Source organism: Streptomyces dengpaensis (genome assembly GCF_002946835.1).
GTDB lineage: Bacteria > Actinomycetota > Actinomycetes > Streptomycetales > Streptomycetaceae > Streptomyces > Streptomyces dengpaensis.
In genome coordinates, this window is the sequence record NZ_CP026652.1 from 4,311,252 (window position 1) to 4,327,083 (window position 15,832).

Here is a 15,832-nt window from a genome sequence, read left to right on the forward strand (position 1 = left end):
AGGGGCCCTGTCACACGATGAGCAGTAGTACGAACACGCCGACGCACCACACCTCCACGATCGGCTCCATCGGCACACCGAGCCGGCGCAACACCGAACTGGCGCTCCTGGTCTTCGCCGTCGTCATCCCGGTGTTCGCCTACGCCAACGTGGGCCTCGCCATCAACGAAACGGTGCCGCCCGGCCTGCTGAGCTACGGCCTGGGCCTCGCCCTGCTCGCCGGCGTCGCCCACCTCGTCGTACGCAAGTTCGCGCCGTACGCCGACCCTCTGCTCCTGCCGCTGGCGACGCTGCTCAACGGCCTCGGACTCGTGATCATCTGGCGTCTCGACCAGTCCAAGCTGCTCCAGTCGATCAACCAGGCAGGCGGCTCCGCACCCCGGCAGCTCATGTACACCGCGCTCGGCATCGCCCTGTTCGTCGGCGTCCTCGTCTTCCTCAAGGACCACCGCGTCCTGCAGCGCTACACCTACATCTCCATGGTCGGCGCGCTCGTCCTGCTCCTGCTGCCCCTGGTCCCGGGCCTCGGCGCCAACATCTACGGCGCCAAGATCTGGATCTCGGTCGGCAGCTTCACCATCCAGCCCGGCGAGTTCGCCAAGATCGTCCTCGCCGTCTTCTTCGCCGGCTACCTGATGGTGAAGCGCGACGCGCTGGCCCTGGCCAGCCGCCGGTTCATGGGCCTGTACCTGCCGCGTGGCCGCGACCTCGGCCCGATCCTCGTCGTCTGGGCGATCTCGATCCTCATCCTGGTCTTCGAGACCGACCTCGGTACGTCGCTGCTGTTCTTCGGAATGTTCGTCATCATGCTGTACGTCGCCACCGAGCGGACCAGCTGGATCGTCTTCGGTCTGCTGATGTCCGCCGTGGGCGCGGTCGGCGTGGCGAGCTTCGAGCCGCACATCCAGACGCGTGTACAGGCCTGGCTCGACCCGATGCGCGAGTACCAGCTCAGCCGCGCCGGGACCAGCGACGGCATCGTCCACTCCGAGCAGGCCATGCAGGCCCTGTGGGCCTTCGGCTCCGGCGGCACGCTGGGCACCGGCCTCGGCCAGGGCCACTCCGAGCTCATCCGGTTCGCCGCCAACTCCGACTTCATCCTCGCCACCTTCGGCGAGGAGCTGGGCCTCGCGGGCATCATGGCCGTCCTGGTCCTCTACGGCCTGATCGTCGAGCGCGGCATCCGTACGGCACTCGCGGCCCGCGACCCCTTCGGCAAGCTGCTCGCCGTCGGCCTCTCCGGCGGCTTCGCCCTCCAGGTCTTCGTCGTCGCCGGCGGCGTCATGGGCCTGATCCCGCTGACCGGTATGACGATGCCCTTCGTCGCCTACGGAGGATCGTCCGTCATCGCCAACTGGGTTCTGATCAGCATCCTGATCCGGATCAGCGACACCGCGCGCCGCCCGGCGCCCGCTCCCGCCCCGAACCCCGACGCAGAGATGACCCAGGTGGTCCGGCCGTGAACAAACCCCTGCGCCGGATCGCACTGTTCTGCGGACTCCTCGTCCTCGCCCTGCTCATCCGCGACAACTGGCTCCAGTACGTCCAGGCGGACGAGCTGCGCGCCGCCCCGGCGAACCGCCGCGTGGCCATCGAGCGATACGCCACCCCACGCGGCGACATCATCGTGGACGGCAACCCGATCACCGGGTCCAAGAAGTCCGAGGGCAGCGACTTCGAGTACAAGCGGACGTACAGGAACGGCCCGATGTGGGCCCCCGTCACCGGGTACGCCTCGCAGGCCTTCGACGCCTCCCAGCTGGAAAAGCTCGAAGACGGCATCCTCACGGGCAACGACGACCGGCTCTTCTTCCGCAACACCCTCGACATGGTCACGGGCAAGAAGAAGCAGGGCGGCAACGTCGTCACCACCCTCAACGGCGCCGCGCAGAAGGCCGCCTTCGAGGGCCTGGGCGACAAGAAGGGCGCCGTCGCCGCGGTCGACCCCCAGACGGGCGCGATCCTGGCGCTGGCCTCCACGCCGTCGTACGACCCGTCGACCTTCGCCGGCAACACCGACGCGGACGCGAAGGCCTGGAACAAGCTCCAGAAGAAGTCCGACCCCGACGACCCGATGCTCAACCGGGCGCTGCGCGAGACCTACCCGCCGGGCTCCACCTTCAAGGTCGTGACGGCGGCCGCGGCCCTCGAGAACGGGCTGTACAGCGACGCGGACACGAAGACGGACTCGCCGGACCCGTGGACCATGCCGGGCACCACGACGGGACTGCCCAACGAGGGCGACCTCCCCTGCGAGAACGCCACGCTGCGGGTCGCGCTCGAGGTCTCCTGCAACACCGTCTTCGGCAAGATCGGCTCCGACCTCGGCAACGACAAGATGCTGGAGCAGGCCAAGAAGTTCGGCTTCGGCTCCGAGCAGTTCGTCCCGGTCCGCTCCACCGCGTCGGTCTTCTCCGACGGCATGAACAAGTCGCAGACCGCGCTCTCCTCGATCGGCCAGTACAACACCGCCACGACCCCGCTGCAGATGGCCATGGTGGCCTCCGCGGTCGCCAACGACGGCACCCTGATGAAGCCGTACATGGTCAGCGAGCTGAGCACCCACAACCTGGACGTCATCGAGAAGACCGAGCAGCGGGAACTGAGCAAGCCGCTCTCCTCGCAGAACGCGCAGATCCTGCAGTCGATGATGGAGACGGTGATCAAGACGGGCACCGGCACCAAGGCCCAGATCCCGGGCGTGACCGTCGGCGGCAAGACCGGCACCGCCCAGCACGGCATCGACAACAGCGAGAAGCCGTACGCCTGGTTCATCTCGTACGCCAGGCTCAGCGACGGCAGCTCGCCTGTCGCCGTGGCCGTGGTCGTCGAGGACGGCAGCGCCAACCGTGACGACATCTCGGGTGGTGGCCTCGCCGCCCCCATCGCAAGGGACGTGATGAAGGCAGTTATCGACAGCAAGAAGTGACCCCGCTCACGCCGTCTTCACATCGGTGCACGTTGCGATACCGGTCCTGTATCGGGTGACGGTCTTGGCCAGGTCACACAAGCGGAGCCGGGTACCGTATGCCCGGACAGCACACCGCCGGACCACACAAAGGTGCGGTCGGGACCAACGGAGAGGGCTGGTAGGTAGCTATGGAAGAGCCGCGTCGCCTCGGCGGCCGGTACGAGCTGGGCCAGGTGCTCGGCCGTGGTGGCATGGCAGAGGTCTACCTCGCACATGACACCCGGCTCGGCCGCACCGTGGCGGTGAAGACGCTGCGGGCTGACCTCGCACGCGACCCGTCGTTCCAGGCCCGGTTCCGCCGAGAGGCCCAGTCGGCCGCCTCGCTCAACCATCCCGCGATCGTCGCCGTGTACGACACGGGTGAGGACTACATCGACGGCACTTCCATCCCGTACATCGTGATGGAGTACGTCGACGGGTCCACACTGCGCGAGCTGCTGCACTCGGGCCGCAAGCTGCTGCCCGAGCGCGCGATGGAGATGACCATCGGCATCCTCCAGGCGCTCGAGTACTCGCACCGCAACGGCATCGTCCACCGCGACATCAAGCCGGCCAACGTCATGCTGACGCGCAACGGCCAGGTCAAGGTGATGGACTTCGGCATCGCGCGCGCCATGGGCGACGCCGGCATGACGATGACGCAGACGGCGGCGGTCATCGGCACGGCCCAGTACCTCTCGCCGGAGCAGGCGAAGGGCGAGCAGGTCGACGCCCGCTCCGACCTCTACTCGACGGGCTGCCTGCTCTACGAGCTCCTGACCGTACGTCCCCCCTTCGTGGGCGACTCCCCGGTCGCGGTGGCGTACCAACACGTACGGGAGGAAGCGCAGCCCCCGTCGGTCTTCGACCCCGAGATCACGCCCGAGATGGACGCGATCGTACTGAAGGCCCTGGTCAAGGACCCGGACTACCGCTACCAGTCCGCCGACGAGATGCGCGCCGACATCGAGGCCTGCCTCGACGGCCAGCCCGTCGCGGCCACCGCGGCCATGGGCTCGGTCGGCTACGGCGGCTACCCCGACGACCAGGCGACGACGGCCCTGCGCTCCACGGACGCGCAGGCCACGTCCATGCTCCCGCCGATGAACCCGGACGACGGCGGCTTCGGCTACGACGACCGCCCCGACCGCCGCCGCCAGAAGAAGAACAACAACACCTCCACGGTCCTCCTGGTCGTGGCGGGCGTTCTCGTCCTCATCGGCGCGATCCTCATCGGCAAGTGGGCGTTCGGGGGCGACGGCGTCAGCAACGACACGTTCAAGGCGCCGAACTTCGTGAGCCAGACGCTGGAAGACGCCAAGAACATGGCGGAGAACCGCGACCTGAAGCTCACGACCGAGAAGAAGCCCTGCGAGAAGGAGCCCAAGGGCAACGTCTGCGAGCAGGACCCGGCTGCGGGGACGTCGGTGAAGAAGGGGGACACGATCAACCTGGTTGTGTCCACCGGGGCGCCGAAGGTGGCGGTGCCGAACGTCATCGACGAGGACGTCGACTCCGCGACGGCGAAGCTTGAGGCCGACAAGTACCAGTTCGAGGTCAAGACGAAGCCCAAGGAGTCCAGCGTGGCGCCCGGCACGGTCCTCGAACAGAGCTTGGACCCGGGTACCGAGGTGGAGAAGGGATCGACGATCACCCTCACCATCGCCAAGGAGAAGCAGCAGTCCATCGTCCCCGACGTCGCCAACAAGACCTGTGATGAGGCCAAGGCCCAGATGACGGCCAACAACCTCGTCGGCGAATGCACCGAGGTGGAGACCGCCGACCCCAACCAGGTCGGCAAGGTCATCCAGACCGTCCCGGCGCCCAACCAGCCGGCCGACCCCGGCTCCAAGGTGTCGATCCAGATCGGCAAGGCCAAGGCGCAGGCCACGGTGCCGGGCGTCGTCGGCCAGAACGTGAAGGAGGCGAAGAAGATCCTGCAGCAGAGCGGCTTCAACAACGTCGCCTTCGCCCCCGGCAGCAACCCGGCCGACGACGCGATCGTCGTCGCCCAGGACCCTCAGCCGAACACACCGGCCGATCCGAACGCCCCGGTCACGCTGACCACGCTGGGCGGCGGCGGCAATGGCGGTAACAACAACGGCGGAATCTTCGGCGGAGCCGACGGAGGCGACTGAGCGACGTTCAAAGGCCCCGGCACTCATCAGAGTGCCGGGGCCTTTCCCGTGTCCCCTGCGTGTCGTGTCGTCGATCCCGTATCCCACCCGCCCTCGCCGACCTTCTGTGCGAAATTCGGCCGTATCTTCATACTTCGTGACTCGTTGAACGGATAGGGCGGGGATTCGACGCTCTGCCCCGGCCACATGGCCACGACACGAGTAGAAGGGGCAGTACGTGATCGACGAATCGGCTCTGCTGGAATCGAAAGCGCTGCGGAGCAGCGTGCTGGAGCGCACGGAAGTACTCGACAAAGTCAAAGCGCTGTCACTGCTGCCGGACGGCATGCATGTGACGACGGCGATGGTTGCCACGTACTTCGACGTGGCCATCGAGACCGTCCGGCAGCTCGTAAAGCGCCATCGCGAGGAACTGGAGGTCAATGGGCTAGTCGTGCTGCGCGGCGCTGACCTGCGGAAATTCGAGAGTGACAACATGTCACTCTCGCTTGGAAGTTATCCACAGGCCCGCAGAAGCCTCACCATCTATTCCCGACGGGCCATGCTCAACATCGCCATGCTCCTCCGCGACAGCGACGTCGCCCGCCGGGTACGCACGTACCTCCTCGACATGGAGTACCTGGCTCGCGCTCATCCCATGGGGGAACCTGCCCCGAGCGACGTAAGGTCGCTCGACGAACGCGTCGACCGCCGCATCACCCACATCCTCGGCAAGACGGTAGTCCCGATGTTCAACGCCCTGATCGAAACCTCGGGCGAACACCGTCAGGAACTCATCTCTCTCCGTGAGGATGTCCAGCGGATCGAGCAGCGGCTGTGCGACCACGACACCCGCATCACCGATCTCGAACGCACCAGTGGCCCGCGCCAGTACACCGGAATCATGGCCTCCATCGACGCCATGAACTGGCGGGAGTTCGAGCACCACATCGCCGTTCTGCTGCGCCGCGACGGCTGTACGGATGTCATCGTGCACGGCGGTCCGGGTGACCGGGGAGTCGATGTCACGGCGTGCACCGCCGACGGCCGCACGGTTGTCGCGCAGTGCAAGAGCTTCGCGCCATACCGCCCCGTGTGGAGCGGCGAACTGCAGAAGTTCCTCGGCGCCTCGCACGTCCAGCACGCGGCCGACGTGGCACTCTTCGTCGCTACGACGTCATTCACGCCCGACGCGCGTGCCATCGCGGAGAGCCACGGCGTCACCCTCGTGGACCGCGCTCACCTGGAGAAGTGGAGCGCGGGAGTCCCGCTCCCTGCCCTCCAGTAAGCATCACCGCAGGCGACCGAAAGGGCCCGAAGCCGCAAAGAGAAGTTGCGGCTTCGGGCCTTCGCCATCCTAGGTGAAAGACCCCCTGGAGGAGGGCTGTCGCTCAGCCCAGTTCCTTCGGCGGAGTCCGCTCGCTGTCCACCTTGTCGACCCGCTCCAGCTCGCCCCACACCACGTACCGGGACCGGGACGTGTACACCGGCGTGCACGTGGTCAGCGTGATGTAGTGGCCCGGCTTCTTCTTGCCGGACTGCTCGGGGACCGACTGGAGGACCTTGACGTTGTACTTCGAGGTCTCCGGGAGGATTTCGTAGACCTTGTAGACGTACCACTTGTCCTTGGTCTCGAAGACGATCGGGTCGCCCTTCTTGAGCTTGTGGATGTTGTGGAACTTGGCTCCGTGGCCGTCGCGGTGGGCGGCGAGGGTGAAGTTGCCGTTGTCGCCGGTCGTCGGCAGGGTCGCCTTGACGGGGTCCGTGTAGTAGCCGGCGACGCCGTCGTTGAGGGCCTCGGTCGAGGTGCCCTTCTCGACGAGGATCTCGCCGTTGTTCATCGCCGGGACGTGCAGGAAGCCGATGCCGTCCTTGGTGTCGAGCGCGCCCGGACCGCCCTTGTCCTGCGCCCAGTTGTCGCGGACCTTGTCGCCCTGCTGGTTCGCCGCGCGGTCCGCGACGACGTTCGTCCACCACAGGGAGTAGGCGACGAACAGGCCGAGCACCAGACCCGCGGTGATGAGGAGTTCGCCGAAAACGCTGACGGCCATCGCGATACGGCCGCGGGAGCCGCGACGTCGCGGTGCGGGCGCCGTGCCATCAACCTCGGCCGCGGATTCGGCGCGCTCGCCGTGGTCGGTCCTCGCTGCCACTGTGCATCTGCCCCGTCTGGTCTGTCTCAGGTTGTCTCACGTGCCCCGGCGCGTCCTACTCGACGAGCGCGTCCGGCTTGCCCTTGCTGCGCGGCCGGTCCTCGACCATCTTGCCCCAGACGATCATGCGGTACTTGCTGGTGAATTCCGGCGTGCAGGTGGTCAGTGTGATGTAGCGGCCCGGCTTGGTGAAAGTCGACCCCTTGGGGATCGGGTCCAGCACGCTCGTATTGCCCGGATTCGTCACCGGCAGGATCGCCGCCATCTCGTAGACGTAGTAGTCGTCCTGCGTCTCGACCACGATCTCGTCGCCCGGCTGCAGCCGGTTGATGTACCGGAACGGCTCCCCATGCGTATTGCGGTGCCCGGCGATCCCGAAGTTGCCCGTCTTGGCGTCCGGCATCGAGGTCTTGGTCGCGCCCTCGGCGTAGTGGCCCACCATCCCGCGGTCGAGCACCTTCTGCTTGTCGATTCCTTCCGCGATGGGCGATACGACGTCCAGCTTCGGGATGTGCAGGATGGCGAACCCCTGCCCCGGCTCGAACGTCCCCGGGTTCCGCTTGCCCTTCGCCCAGTCCTCCTGAAGGCTGTTCGCGGCGCTGCCCGCCTGCTGGTTGGCCCGCACGTTCGACCACCACAACTGGTACGTCACGAACAGCAGCATCAGCACGCCGGTGGTGATGAACACCTCGCCGATCACCCGGCTCGCGATGACGCCCGCGCTGGGCTTGCGCGCCCGCGCCGCCCGCCGGGCCTCCACGCGGCTGAGAGGCGCCCCAGCGCCCTTCTCCGCCGACTCCCGGTCCCCCTGGGGCTCTTGAGCCTCCTGAGCCCCTCCGCGCCGCCCATGCCGCCGCGCAGCCTTGCGCCGCGCCGCACGGCCTCCGGTCGCGGGTACGGACCCGCTCCCGGCCGCGCTCTCGGCTCTGCGGGGTGTTTCGGAGACGCGGAGCCCCACCGTTTCGTCGTCCACCGTCAGGGGCGTGGCGACGGGTTCCTCATAGGGAGCGGCGACCGGCTCCTGGTACGGGGCGGCCACCGGCTCTTCGTACGACGGCGGGGCGTACGTCGCCTCGTACGGCGGCCGGGCGTACATCTCCTCGTACGCCGAGGGCGACTGCTGCCGCACCTGCGCCTGCCGCGGTGGCTGCGGCGGCTGCGGCTGCGGCTGGGCAGCAACCTGCCCCGCGTACCAGTCCCGCGCGTACCCCTCCGGGTCGTACCACTCCTCCTGCTGCCCGCCCTGCGGCTGTCCCTGCCGCTGCCCCGGCAGGGGATCCGTCAGTGGGTCCGCGAGCCGCTCGGCCGCGTCATAGACGCCCGCGCCCCCGGTCCCGTAACCGCCTCCAATCCCGTACGCGCCCTCGAACGCGTCAGCGCCCCCGTACGCGGCCTCGCCGCCGTACGAGGGGGAGCTGTCGCGCTCGGGGCGCAGCGCGGTCACGCCGTGGCCCTGCCCACCACCGGGGCGAGCCCCGCCGACCTCGCCACGGCCACCTTGTCGCCGCACTCCATCAGCCAGTTGGCGAGCATCCGGTGGCCGTGCTCGGTCAGCACCGACTCGGGATGGAACTGCACGCCCTCGACGGGCAGTTCACGGTGCCTGAGGCCCATGATGATCCCGTCATGGGTACGAGCCGTGACCTCCAGCTCGTCCGGCACGGTCTCCGGCTCCGCCGCCAGTGAGTGATAGCGGGTCGCGGTGAAGGGCGACGGCAGGCCCGCGAAGACCCCCTGGCCCCCGTGCTCGACGCGGGAGGTCTTGCCATGCAGCAGCTCCGGCGCGCGGTCCACGACACCGCCGTACGCCACCTGCATCGACTGCATCCCCAGGCAGACACCGAACACGGGGACTCCGGTCGCGGCGCAGTGCCGGACCATGTCGACGCAGACCCCGGCCTGTTCCGGAGTGCCAGGACCCGGTGACAGGAGCACCCCGTCGAAGCCGTCCTGGGCGTGCGCGGTCGACACCTCGTCGTTGCGCAGCACCTCGCACTCGGCGCCCAACTGGTACAGGTACTGGACCAGGTTGAAGACGAAGCTGTCGTAGTTGTCCACGACGAGAATCCGCGCGCTCATTGGTTGTCCACCGTCACATCGTTGAAGGGAAGCAGTGGTTCGGCCCACGGGAAGACGTACTGGAAGAGCACGTAGACCACCGCGAGGACCAGTACGAGTGAGATCATCGCCCTCACCCATGCGTTCCCCGGCAGATGCCGCCAGATCCAGCCGTACATGCCGTCCCTTCCGTCGCGCCACGGCACCCGAGCCCTCACACACCACCGGGCTCACGCCGTACTGCACCAGACTAACGGCGCAGAGCCGCCGGTTTCCCGGCCTCCACAGGCTGCGTGGAATCAAGGTGCGCCCAGACGATCAGCCGGTGGCTGTGTCCCCACTCCGGGTCACAGGTGGTCAGCGTGAGATAGCGGCCCGGCCGCGTGTACCCGGACTTACGTGGAACAGGATCGATCACCTCAATGTCCGACGGCACTGCTTTGTAGGGACCTTTGTCGATGCGGTACGTGAACCAGGTCGTCCCGTCGGTCAGCACCACCGCGTCACCACGGCGCAGCCGGGGAAAATCCTTGAAGGGATCCCCGTACGTGCGCCGGTGGCCGGCGACCGAGAAGTTCCCCGTCTGCCCGAGCTGGGCCGTGCCCCGGTAGTGCCCGAGCCCCTTCTTGAGGACGCTCGCGGCGGCGCCTTCGAGCAAGGGCTTGTTCCACGTGAAACCAAGCCGCGGGATGTACATCAGCGCGAAGGGCTTCCCGTACCTGTACGGGCCGGGCGGCGCCGGGCTCCCGGCGGCCGGGGCGCCCGTGCTGGGCGTTTTCGGCTCCTGGGCGACCGTGCCCTTCGACCACTCCCTCTGGAGCACGTCGATCTGGTGGTCCATCGCACTGTCGGCCTTCACGCCCGTCCAGAACAGCACGTAGACCACGAAGAGCACGATCACGGTGCCGACGGTGGTGCACAGTTCGCTGATCGTCCTGATGACCACTCGCACCGACACAAGGTCCCCCAGCGGCGGCTACTAGTGCACTGGCCCACTACTCCACAGGCTTCGCGTAGTGGAGATCCACTGTGCCCGAGTAGCCGGGAAGAGTCACCGGCCCGTCCTCCTCGACTTTCCAGCCGAGCCCGTAGACGTTGACGTACACCATGTAGTTCTGGATCGCCGGAGAGGCGGCGAGCGCGTTCTGGAGCTTCTGCGGGTCACCGACAGCGGTGATCTTGTACGGCGGTGAGTAGACGCGGCCCTGGAGGATCAGGGTGTTGCCGACACAGCGCACGGCACTCGTGGAGATCAGCCGCTGGTCCATCACCTTGATGCCCTGGGCTCCGCCCTCCCACAGGGCGTTCACCACCGCCTGCAGGTCCTGCTGGTGGATGACCAGGTAGTCGGGCTGCGGCTCGGGGTAGCCGGGCAGCTTCGCCGTGGCGTTCGGAGGGGCGTCGTTGAGCGTGACCGTGACGGCCTCGCCCTTGAGCTTCTTGGTGCCCGCGGTCTCCTCCAGCGCGGCGAGCTTGGCATCGTCGGCCTTCGTGCCGCCGCTCTCCCGCTCGGCGAGGGCGTCGACCTCGTCCCGCAGGGCGCTGTTGGACTCGTCCAGCGACGCGTTTTTGTGGCTGCGCTCCTGGATCAAGTCGGACAGCTTCAGCAAGGACGCATCCGTGCGGATATTGGTGCCCTTGGCCGTGTCGAAGCTGGTGAAGAAAATGAGGCCGGCGAGAGCGAACACGGCCGCGGTGAGTGCACGTACGGGCCGGAAACGGCGCGCACGGGCAGGACTGGATCCCGTCCCGGGGGAGTCGGCAGAATTGCTCAACGTACCCTTATCTCCTTCGGCGCCGCGGAAGCACTACGCTAACGGACGCCCGGGGGAGCACTCATGTCCCCTTGTACGCTGCCCCGGAGCCCGCCCCAGTTCCCTGCGCGGCCACGCAGCGCATCGACAGGAGAGACCCTCGTGCCGAAGTCACGTATCCGCAAGAAGGCCGACTACACGCCGCCCCCGGCGAAGCAGGCGACCAACATCAAGCTGACCAGCCGCGGCTGGGTCGCACCGGTCATGCTGGCCATGTTCCTCATCGGCCTCGCCTGGATCGTCATCTTCTACGTGACGGACGGCTCCCTGCCGATCGACGCCCTCGACAACTGGAACATCGTGGTCGGCTTCGGCTTCATCGCGGCGGGATTCGGCGTCTCCACACAGTGGAAGTAGCCCCCACCAGGGCGTCCACGACAGCTCTGCCCAGGGTTATCCACTGAGTTATCCACAGCCGCTGTCCACAGTTGTCCACAGGAGTGGAAAAAGAACGACGATCTGTGGATAACCCATCCGGCGTTGACGCCGGTGTGACTGACCTACCGGGATACGCAAATCTGTTCGCCCCCTGTCCGACCTGGGAAAACTTGGGTCAGCGACAGGGGGCACAGCTGTTCCCGCACAGTGTGCACAAGATCCACCACGATCTGTGGACAACATCGGTACCTCAGGTGAGCTGAGCACATTCTCAGGTGAGCTGGGCCCGTCGTCCCCAGGTGAGCCGATCCTGTCCCCAGCCGAGCCCATCCTGTCCCCAGGTGGGCCGATCCTGCCCTCAGGTGATGCGATTCCGTCCTCAGGTGAGCTGAGCGGTCCTGAGCAGAGTCATGATCACCACCGCGGCCAGGACCAGGCCACACACCCCGTACTGGACGAGGGTCCGGCGCTCGCGCGGCGCGTGAACCATCGCGTAGCCGACGGCGAGGCCGCCGACGAGGCCCCCGATGTGCGCCTGCCAGGCAATGTTGCTCCACCCGAAGGTGAAGATCAGGTTGATCACCAGCAGGGCGATGACCGGGCGCATGTCGTAGTTCATCCGGCGCATGAGCACGGCCATCGCGCCGAAGAGGCCGAAGATCGCGCCGGAGGCGCCGAGCGACGGCTGGTTAGGGGCGGCGAGGAGATAGCTGAGCGCGCTGCCCGCGAGGCCTGAGAGGAAGTAGAGGGCGAGGTAGCGGGCGCGGCCGAGGGCGGCTTCCAGGGGGCCGCCGATCCACCACAGGCTGAGCATGTTGAACAGGATGTGGATGACGCTGCCGTGCAGGAACATCGACGTCAGCATCCGGTACCACTGGCCCTCGGCGACGCCCTGGAGCTCGCCGGAGAGCAGTGCGCGTCCGAAGAGGTCGAAGCTGTTGGTGAAGCTGTCGCCCACCGCCTGCTGGACCAGGAACATCGCGAGATTGATCCCGATGAGGATCTTGGTGACGAGCCGGGGGTCCGCGGTGACCGTACCGCCCGCGAGGGTGCGGGGCTGGGCGGCCGCCGGGGAGTGGCCAGTGCCGGAGCCGCTGCGTACGCACTCGGGGCACTGGAAGCCCACGGAGGCGCTGACCATGCACTCCGGGCAGATCGGGCGCTCGCAGCGGGTGCAGCGGACGCCGGACTCGCGGTCCGGGTGCCGGTAGCAGGTGGGCAGGCTCTGGGCGTCCTGCGGTCCCTGATCCGGTGGGCCCTGCGGGTTGCCTGGCGCCTGGTCCATGGGGTCCCCAATCTCCGTACGACGGCTCGCGCGCGTACACACGGGAGTCCGTGTGCACAACGCACAGCCCCGCCCATCCTTACGGATGAACGGGGCGTTTGGTTCCCTGCGGGAGCGTTCGGACTTACCGCGCGCCGCGGGCGAGCCCCGGGGACCAGACCTCGGGGACCAGACCTCGGGGCCAGCCTTCGGGGATCAGCCCTCGCGGGTCTCGACGACGACCGACTCGATGACGACGTCCTTGACCGGGCGGTCGGTGCGCGGGTTGGTCTGGGTGCTCGCGATGGCGTCCACGACCTTCTGGCTGGCCTCGTCGGTGACCTCACCGAAGATGGTGTGCTTGCGGGTCAGCCAGGCCGTCGGGGAGACGGTGATGAAGAACTGCGAGCCGTTGGTGCCCGGGCCGGCGTTGGCCATGGCCAGCAGGTACGGCTTGTCGAAAGCGAGGTCCGGGTGGAACTCGTCCTCGAACTGGTAGCCGGGACCGCCGGTGCCGTTGCCCAGCGGGTCGCCGCCCTGAATCATGAATCCGCTGATCACCCGGTGGAAGACCGTGCCGTCGTAGAGCTTGTCCGTGGACTTCGCACCCGTCGCCGGGTTGACCCACTCACGCTCGCCCTTGGCGAGCTCGACGAAGTTCCGGACCGTCTTGGGCGCGTGGTTCGGCAGGAGCCGGACTTCGATGTCGCCGTGGTTGGTCTTCAGGGTGGCGTAAAGCTGCTCAGCCACGATCTGCCTTCCGTTGCCTTCTCTTGACCCCACGATCCTCGCACGGACCGGGCCGCACGTCGCACGGCCACCACCTCTGAGCGAATATCCGTGCGCAGCTGAACGAATATTCGTGCGCCGCGCTTACGGAAAACCGGTCCGGTCGCCCCGCGACGGGGGCGCGTCGCGGAGATCCGTGGCATTGTCGACGACAAGCTCCTGTTGCCCCGTATGCCCTATCTCGCATGCCTCGCAGCCCAGCTCGGGGCATGATCTCAAAATGGGTGGAAAGGCGAACTGTGCCTTTGGGGTACTCAAACGCCCACGTACGCCACCGAGGAGGAGGAAAACCCGTGACCCGCATCGACAGCGTGCGCGCCGCGACCGGCTCGGCGAAGGACAGCGTGCTGCACGCCGCGGAAGTGGTGGCGCCTTACGCCGACACGGCCAAGGACAGGGCCTCGCACTACGCACACGAGGCTCGCGTACGGCTCGCGCCGAAGGTGTCGCAGGCCGCCGAACAGGCCCGCGTGCAGTACGACGCCCATCTCGCGCCGCGCCTCGAACAAGCCCGCACCCATGTGCCGCCGAAGGTCGACCAGGCCGCCCATGACGCCGCCGTCCGTACGCGCAAGGCGGCTCGTCAGGCAGCCGACTACTCCATGCCGAGGATCGAACAGGCGGTGGCCGCGGCCCAGCCCGTTCGAGAGGAGGCCGCGTCCCGTGGCGTGGCGGCACTGGCCGCGCTGCGCGGGCAGGTCTCGCCCGAGGAGATCCAGAAGCTGGCCCGCAAGCACGAACGGCGAATGAAGGCCGGTCGTCTGGCCAAGGGTCTGGCCGTCCTGGGGGTTTTGGCCGCCGGCGCCTTCGCCGCCTGGAAGTGGTGGGACAAGCAGGCCAACCCCGACTGGCTGGTCGAGCCCCCCGCCGCGACCGAGGTATCTGAGAGCGGCCGGCTGACGTCGGTCGACGGCACCGGCCAGTCCGGCCTGGACCCCGAGGTCCAGGCCAAGGAGGCCGATGAGCGGGCGGCGGACGAGAACGACGATCGCCGCTGATCCCGACCTCAACATCGCCGTGGGGCAGGAGACTTGACGGTCTCCTGCCCCACGGCGTTGTTTCACGTGGAACGGCCGGAGGCCCGAGGGCCGGCGGATCAGAGGGGCGCGGGAGCGCAGCAGCGGATTTACGCGAGCCGCCCACGATGACATTTGCAACGCCCTCCGTGTGCAGCATCCGTGCAGACCTCGTTAACAGGACGTGATGACCCAGCTACGCACCCTCACAGAGACCGGCCCGCACAAGGCCCTCATGCCAACACAGGCCACGCACGCACAGCACCGGCCGCCCGCAGGTGGATTCAGGAACCTCACGCCTCGCATCCGTTTGCGCAAAGAACTGCAATGACTGCAAACGACCCCCTGTGACACACGTCACTGCCACGACTCGCGTCGGCGTCAATACCGCCCGACAGCCGTCTCCCACCGGGCGCGCACAGGGAAAGAAAATGGGGCATACAAAAACCGGCCAGCCGCCACGAAGAGCGTCTGACCGGTCCGAGGTGTGGAGCCTAGGGGAGTCGAACCCCTGACATCTGCCATGCAAAGACAGCGCTCTACCAACTGAGCTAAGGCCCCGAAAGACAGGCGTCCGGCCGCAGGATTCCTCTGCCGACGGTCGCCGCAGACCAGAGTACCGGGTCACCCCCGGGATCTCGCAAAAATATTGGGGGTCCCCGTGGACGACCACTCTCCGTAAGATGCTCGACGTGGTTCGCTACAGCGAACCACGGGTATTTGGGGAAGCGATGGGGAGACGCAATGGACGCCGCACAGCAGGAAGCGACCGCAAGAGCCCGGGAGCTGCAGCGGAACTGGTACGGGGAGCCGCTGGGGGCGCTCTTCCGTAGGCTCATAGACGATCTGGGTCTCAACCAGGCGCGTCTTGCCGGGGTGCTGGGTCTGTCCGCGCCCATGCTGTCGCAGCTGATGAGCGGTCAGCGGGCCAAGATCGGCAATCCCGCCGTGGTCCAGCGTGTACAGCTGCTGCAGGACCTGGCGGGTCAGGTCGTGGACGGCAGTGTCAGCGCCGCCGAGGCGACCGAGCGCATGGACGAGATCAAGAAGTCGCAGGGGGGCTCGGTGCTCAGCAACAGCACGCAGTCGACGACCAGTTCGGGCGCGCCGACGGTCAAACGGGTGGTCCGCGAGATCCAGTCGCTGCTGCGCTCGGTGGCAGCCGCCGGCGACATCATCGAGGCCGCCGACACCCTCGCCCCGACCCACCCGGAACTGGCAGAGTTCCTCCGGGTGTACGGCGCCGGCCGCACCTCCGATGCGGTCGCGCACTACCAGTCGCACCAGAGCTGA

The 15,832-nt window shown here is 67.5% G+C and carries 15 protein-coding genes and 1 tRNA gene; 7 read left to right on the plus strand and 9 right to left on the minus strand.

Annotation, left to right across the window (positions count from 1 at the left end):
• Positions 1 to 17: 17 nt before the first annotated feature.
• The 4 genes from C4B68_RS19860 to C4B68_RS19880 all read left to right on the plus strand — a co-directional run bounded on the left by C4B68_RS19860 (position 18) and on the right by C4B68_RS19880 (position 6,355).
• The gene (locus tag C4B68_RS19860; RefSeq protein WP_099502065.1) at positions 18 to 1,463 is read left to right on the plus strand and encodes an FtsW/RodA/SpoVE family cell cycle protein; all 1,446 of its coding nucleotides are present in this window, start codon (positions 18 to 20) and stop codon (positions 1,461 to 1,463) included.
• A complete protein-coding gene (locus tag C4B68_RS19865; RefSeq protein ID WP_099502064.1) occupies positions 1,460 to 2,929 on the plus strand; it encodes a peptidoglycan D,D-transpeptidase FtsI family protein in 1,470 nt (489 codons plus the stop codon). The genes C4B68_RS19860 and C4B68_RS19865 overlap by 4 nt, the downstream gene beginning before the upstream one ends.
• Before the next feature lie 170 nt (positions 2,930 to 3,099).
• Entirely contained in the window at positions 3,100 to 5,088 is a 1,989-nt protein-coding gene (gene pknB, locus C4B68_RS19875; protein ID WP_099502063.1) for a Stk1 family PASTA domain-containing Ser/Thr kinase, read from the plus strand.
• Between the two features lie 217 nt (positions 5,089 to 5,305).
• Positions 5,306 to 6,355 (plus strand): restriction endonuclease, encoded by a 1,050-nt coding sequence (locus C4B68_RS19880; protein ID WP_099502062.1) that lies wholly within the window; start codon positions 5,306 to 5,308, stop codon positions 6,353 to 6,355.
• Between the two features lie 103 nt (positions 6,356 to 6,458).
• On the opposite strand, the gene C4B68_RS19885 is transcribed toward C4B68_RS19880, so the two are convergent.
• The 6 genes from C4B68_RS19885 to C4B68_RS19910 form a co-directional block, all read right to left on the minus strand.
• A complete protein-coding gene (locus C4B68_RS19885) occupies positions 6,459 to 7,220 on the minus strand; it encodes a class E sortase (protein ID WP_099502061.1) in 762 nt (253 codons plus the stop codon).
• Between the two features lie 55 nt (positions 7,221 to 7,275).
• Positions 7,276 to 8,664 (minus strand): class E sortase, encoded by a 1,389-nt coding sequence (locus C4B68_RS19890; RefSeq protein ID WP_099502060.1) that lies wholly within the window; start codon positions 8,662 to 8,664, stop codon positions 7,276 to 7,278.
• The gene (locus C4B68_RS19895; RefSeq protein ID WP_099502059.1) at positions 8,661 to 9,299 is read right to left on the minus strand and encodes an aminodeoxychorismate/anthranilate synthase component II; all 639 of its coding nucleotides are present in this window, start codon (positions 9,297 to 9,299) and stop codon (positions 8,661 to 8,663) included. Before C4B68_RS19895 ends, C4B68_RS19890 begins: the two co-directional genes overlap by 4 nt.
• Complete coding sequence (locus tag C4B68_RS19900) at positions 9,296 to 9,457, minus strand: hypothetical protein (RefSeq protein ID WP_099502058.1); 162 nt, start codon at positions 9,455 to 9,457, stop codon at positions 9,296 to 9,298. The genes C4B68_RS19895 and C4B68_RS19900 overlap by 4 nt, the downstream gene beginning before the upstream one ends.
• A gap of 71 nt (positions 9,458 to 9,528) precedes the next feature.
• Positions 9,529 to 10,230, minus strand: coding sequence for a class E sortase (locus tag C4B68_RS19905; protein ID WP_099502153.1), 702 nt, complete (start codon positions 10,228 to 10,230; stop codon positions 9,529 to 9,531).
• 43 nt (positions 10,231 to 10,273) lie between these two features.
• The gene (locus C4B68_RS19910; RefSeq protein ID WP_099502057.1) at positions 10,274 to 11,053 is read right to left on the minus strand and encodes a DUF881 domain-containing protein; all 780 of its coding nucleotides are present in this window, start codon (positions 11,051 to 11,053) and stop codon (positions 10,274 to 10,276) included.
• Between the two features lie 141 nt (positions 11,054 to 11,194).
• Between C4B68_RS19910 and crgA the strand changes: the two genes are divergently transcribed.
• Entirely contained in the window at positions 11,195 to 11,449 is a 255-nt protein-coding gene (gene crgA / locus C4B68_RS19915; RefSeq protein WP_099502056.1) for a cell division protein CrgA, read from the plus strand.
• 400 nt (positions 11,450 to 11,849) lie between these two features.
• Here the strand turns inward: crgA and C4B68_RS19920 are convergent, their stop codons facing one another.
• Positions 11,850 to 12,755: a rhomboid family intramembrane serine protease gene (locus tag C4B68_RS19920; protein WP_099502055.1), complete on the minus strand. Its 906-nt coding sequence runs from the start codon at positions 12,753 to 12,755 to the stop codon at positions 11,850 to 11,852.
• Between the two features lie 195 nt (positions 12,756 to 12,950).
• Positions 12,951 to 13,484 carry a peptidylprolyl isomerase gene (locus tag C4B68_RS19925; RefSeq protein WP_099502054.1) on the minus strand — a complete coding sequence of 178 codons (534 nt, stop codon included), beginning with the start codon at positions 13,482 to 13,484 and terminating at the stop codon, positions 12,951 to 12,953.
• A 332-nt stretch (positions 13,485 to 13,816) separates the two neighbouring features.
• On the opposite strand from C4B68_RS19925, the gene C4B68_RS19930 reads away from it, so the two are divergent.
• On the plus strand, positions 13,817 to 14,521 hold the full coding sequence (locus tag C4B68_RS19930; RefSeq protein WP_099502053.1) for a DUF5324 family protein: 705 nt from the start codon (positions 13,817 to 13,819) through the stop codon (positions 14,519 to 14,521).
• A 506-nt stretch (positions 14,522 to 15,027) separates the two neighbouring features.
• On the opposite strand, the gene C4B68_RS19935 is transcribed toward C4B68_RS19930, so the two are convergent.
• Positions 15,028 to 15,100: transfer RNA gene (locus C4B68_RS19935), tRNA-Ala, on the minus strand.
• Between the two features lie 183 nt (positions 15,101 to 15,283).
• Between C4B68_RS19935 and C4B68_RS19940 the strand changes: the two genes are divergently transcribed.
• A complete protein-coding gene (locus C4B68_RS19940) occupies positions 15,284 to 15,832 on the plus strand; it encodes a helix-turn-helix domain-containing protein (protein ID WP_099502052.1) in 549 nt (182 codons plus the stop codon).

What these genes read in the sequence shown, in the direction of transcription:
- C4B68_RS19860 (WP_099502065.1), top strand. Translation starts at nt 18, where the DNA reads ATGAGCAGTAGTACGAACACGCCGACGCACCACACCTCCACGATCGGC.
- pknB (WP_099502063.1), top strand. Translation starts at nt 3,100, where the DNA reads ATGGAAGAGCCGCGTCGCCTCGGCGGCCGGTACGAGCTGGGCCAGGTG.
- C4B68_RS19895 (WP_099502059.1), bottom strand. Translation starts at nt 9,299, where the DNA reads ATGAGCGCGCGGATTCTCGTCGTGGACAACTACGACAGCTTCGTCTTC.
- C4B68_RS19900 (WP_099502058.1), bottom strand. Translation starts at nt 9,457, where the DNA reads ATGTACGGCTGGATCTGGCGGCATCTGCCGGGGAACGCATGGGTGAGG.
- C4B68_RS19920 (WP_099502055.1), bottom strand. Translation starts at nt 12,755, where the DNA reads ATGGACCAGGCGCCAGGCAACCCGCAGGGCCCACCGGATCAGGGACCG.
- C4B68_RS19940 (WP_099502052.1), top strand. Translation starts at nt 15,284, where the DNA reads ATGGACGCCGCACAGCAGGAAGCGACCGCAAGAGCCCGGGAGCTGCAG.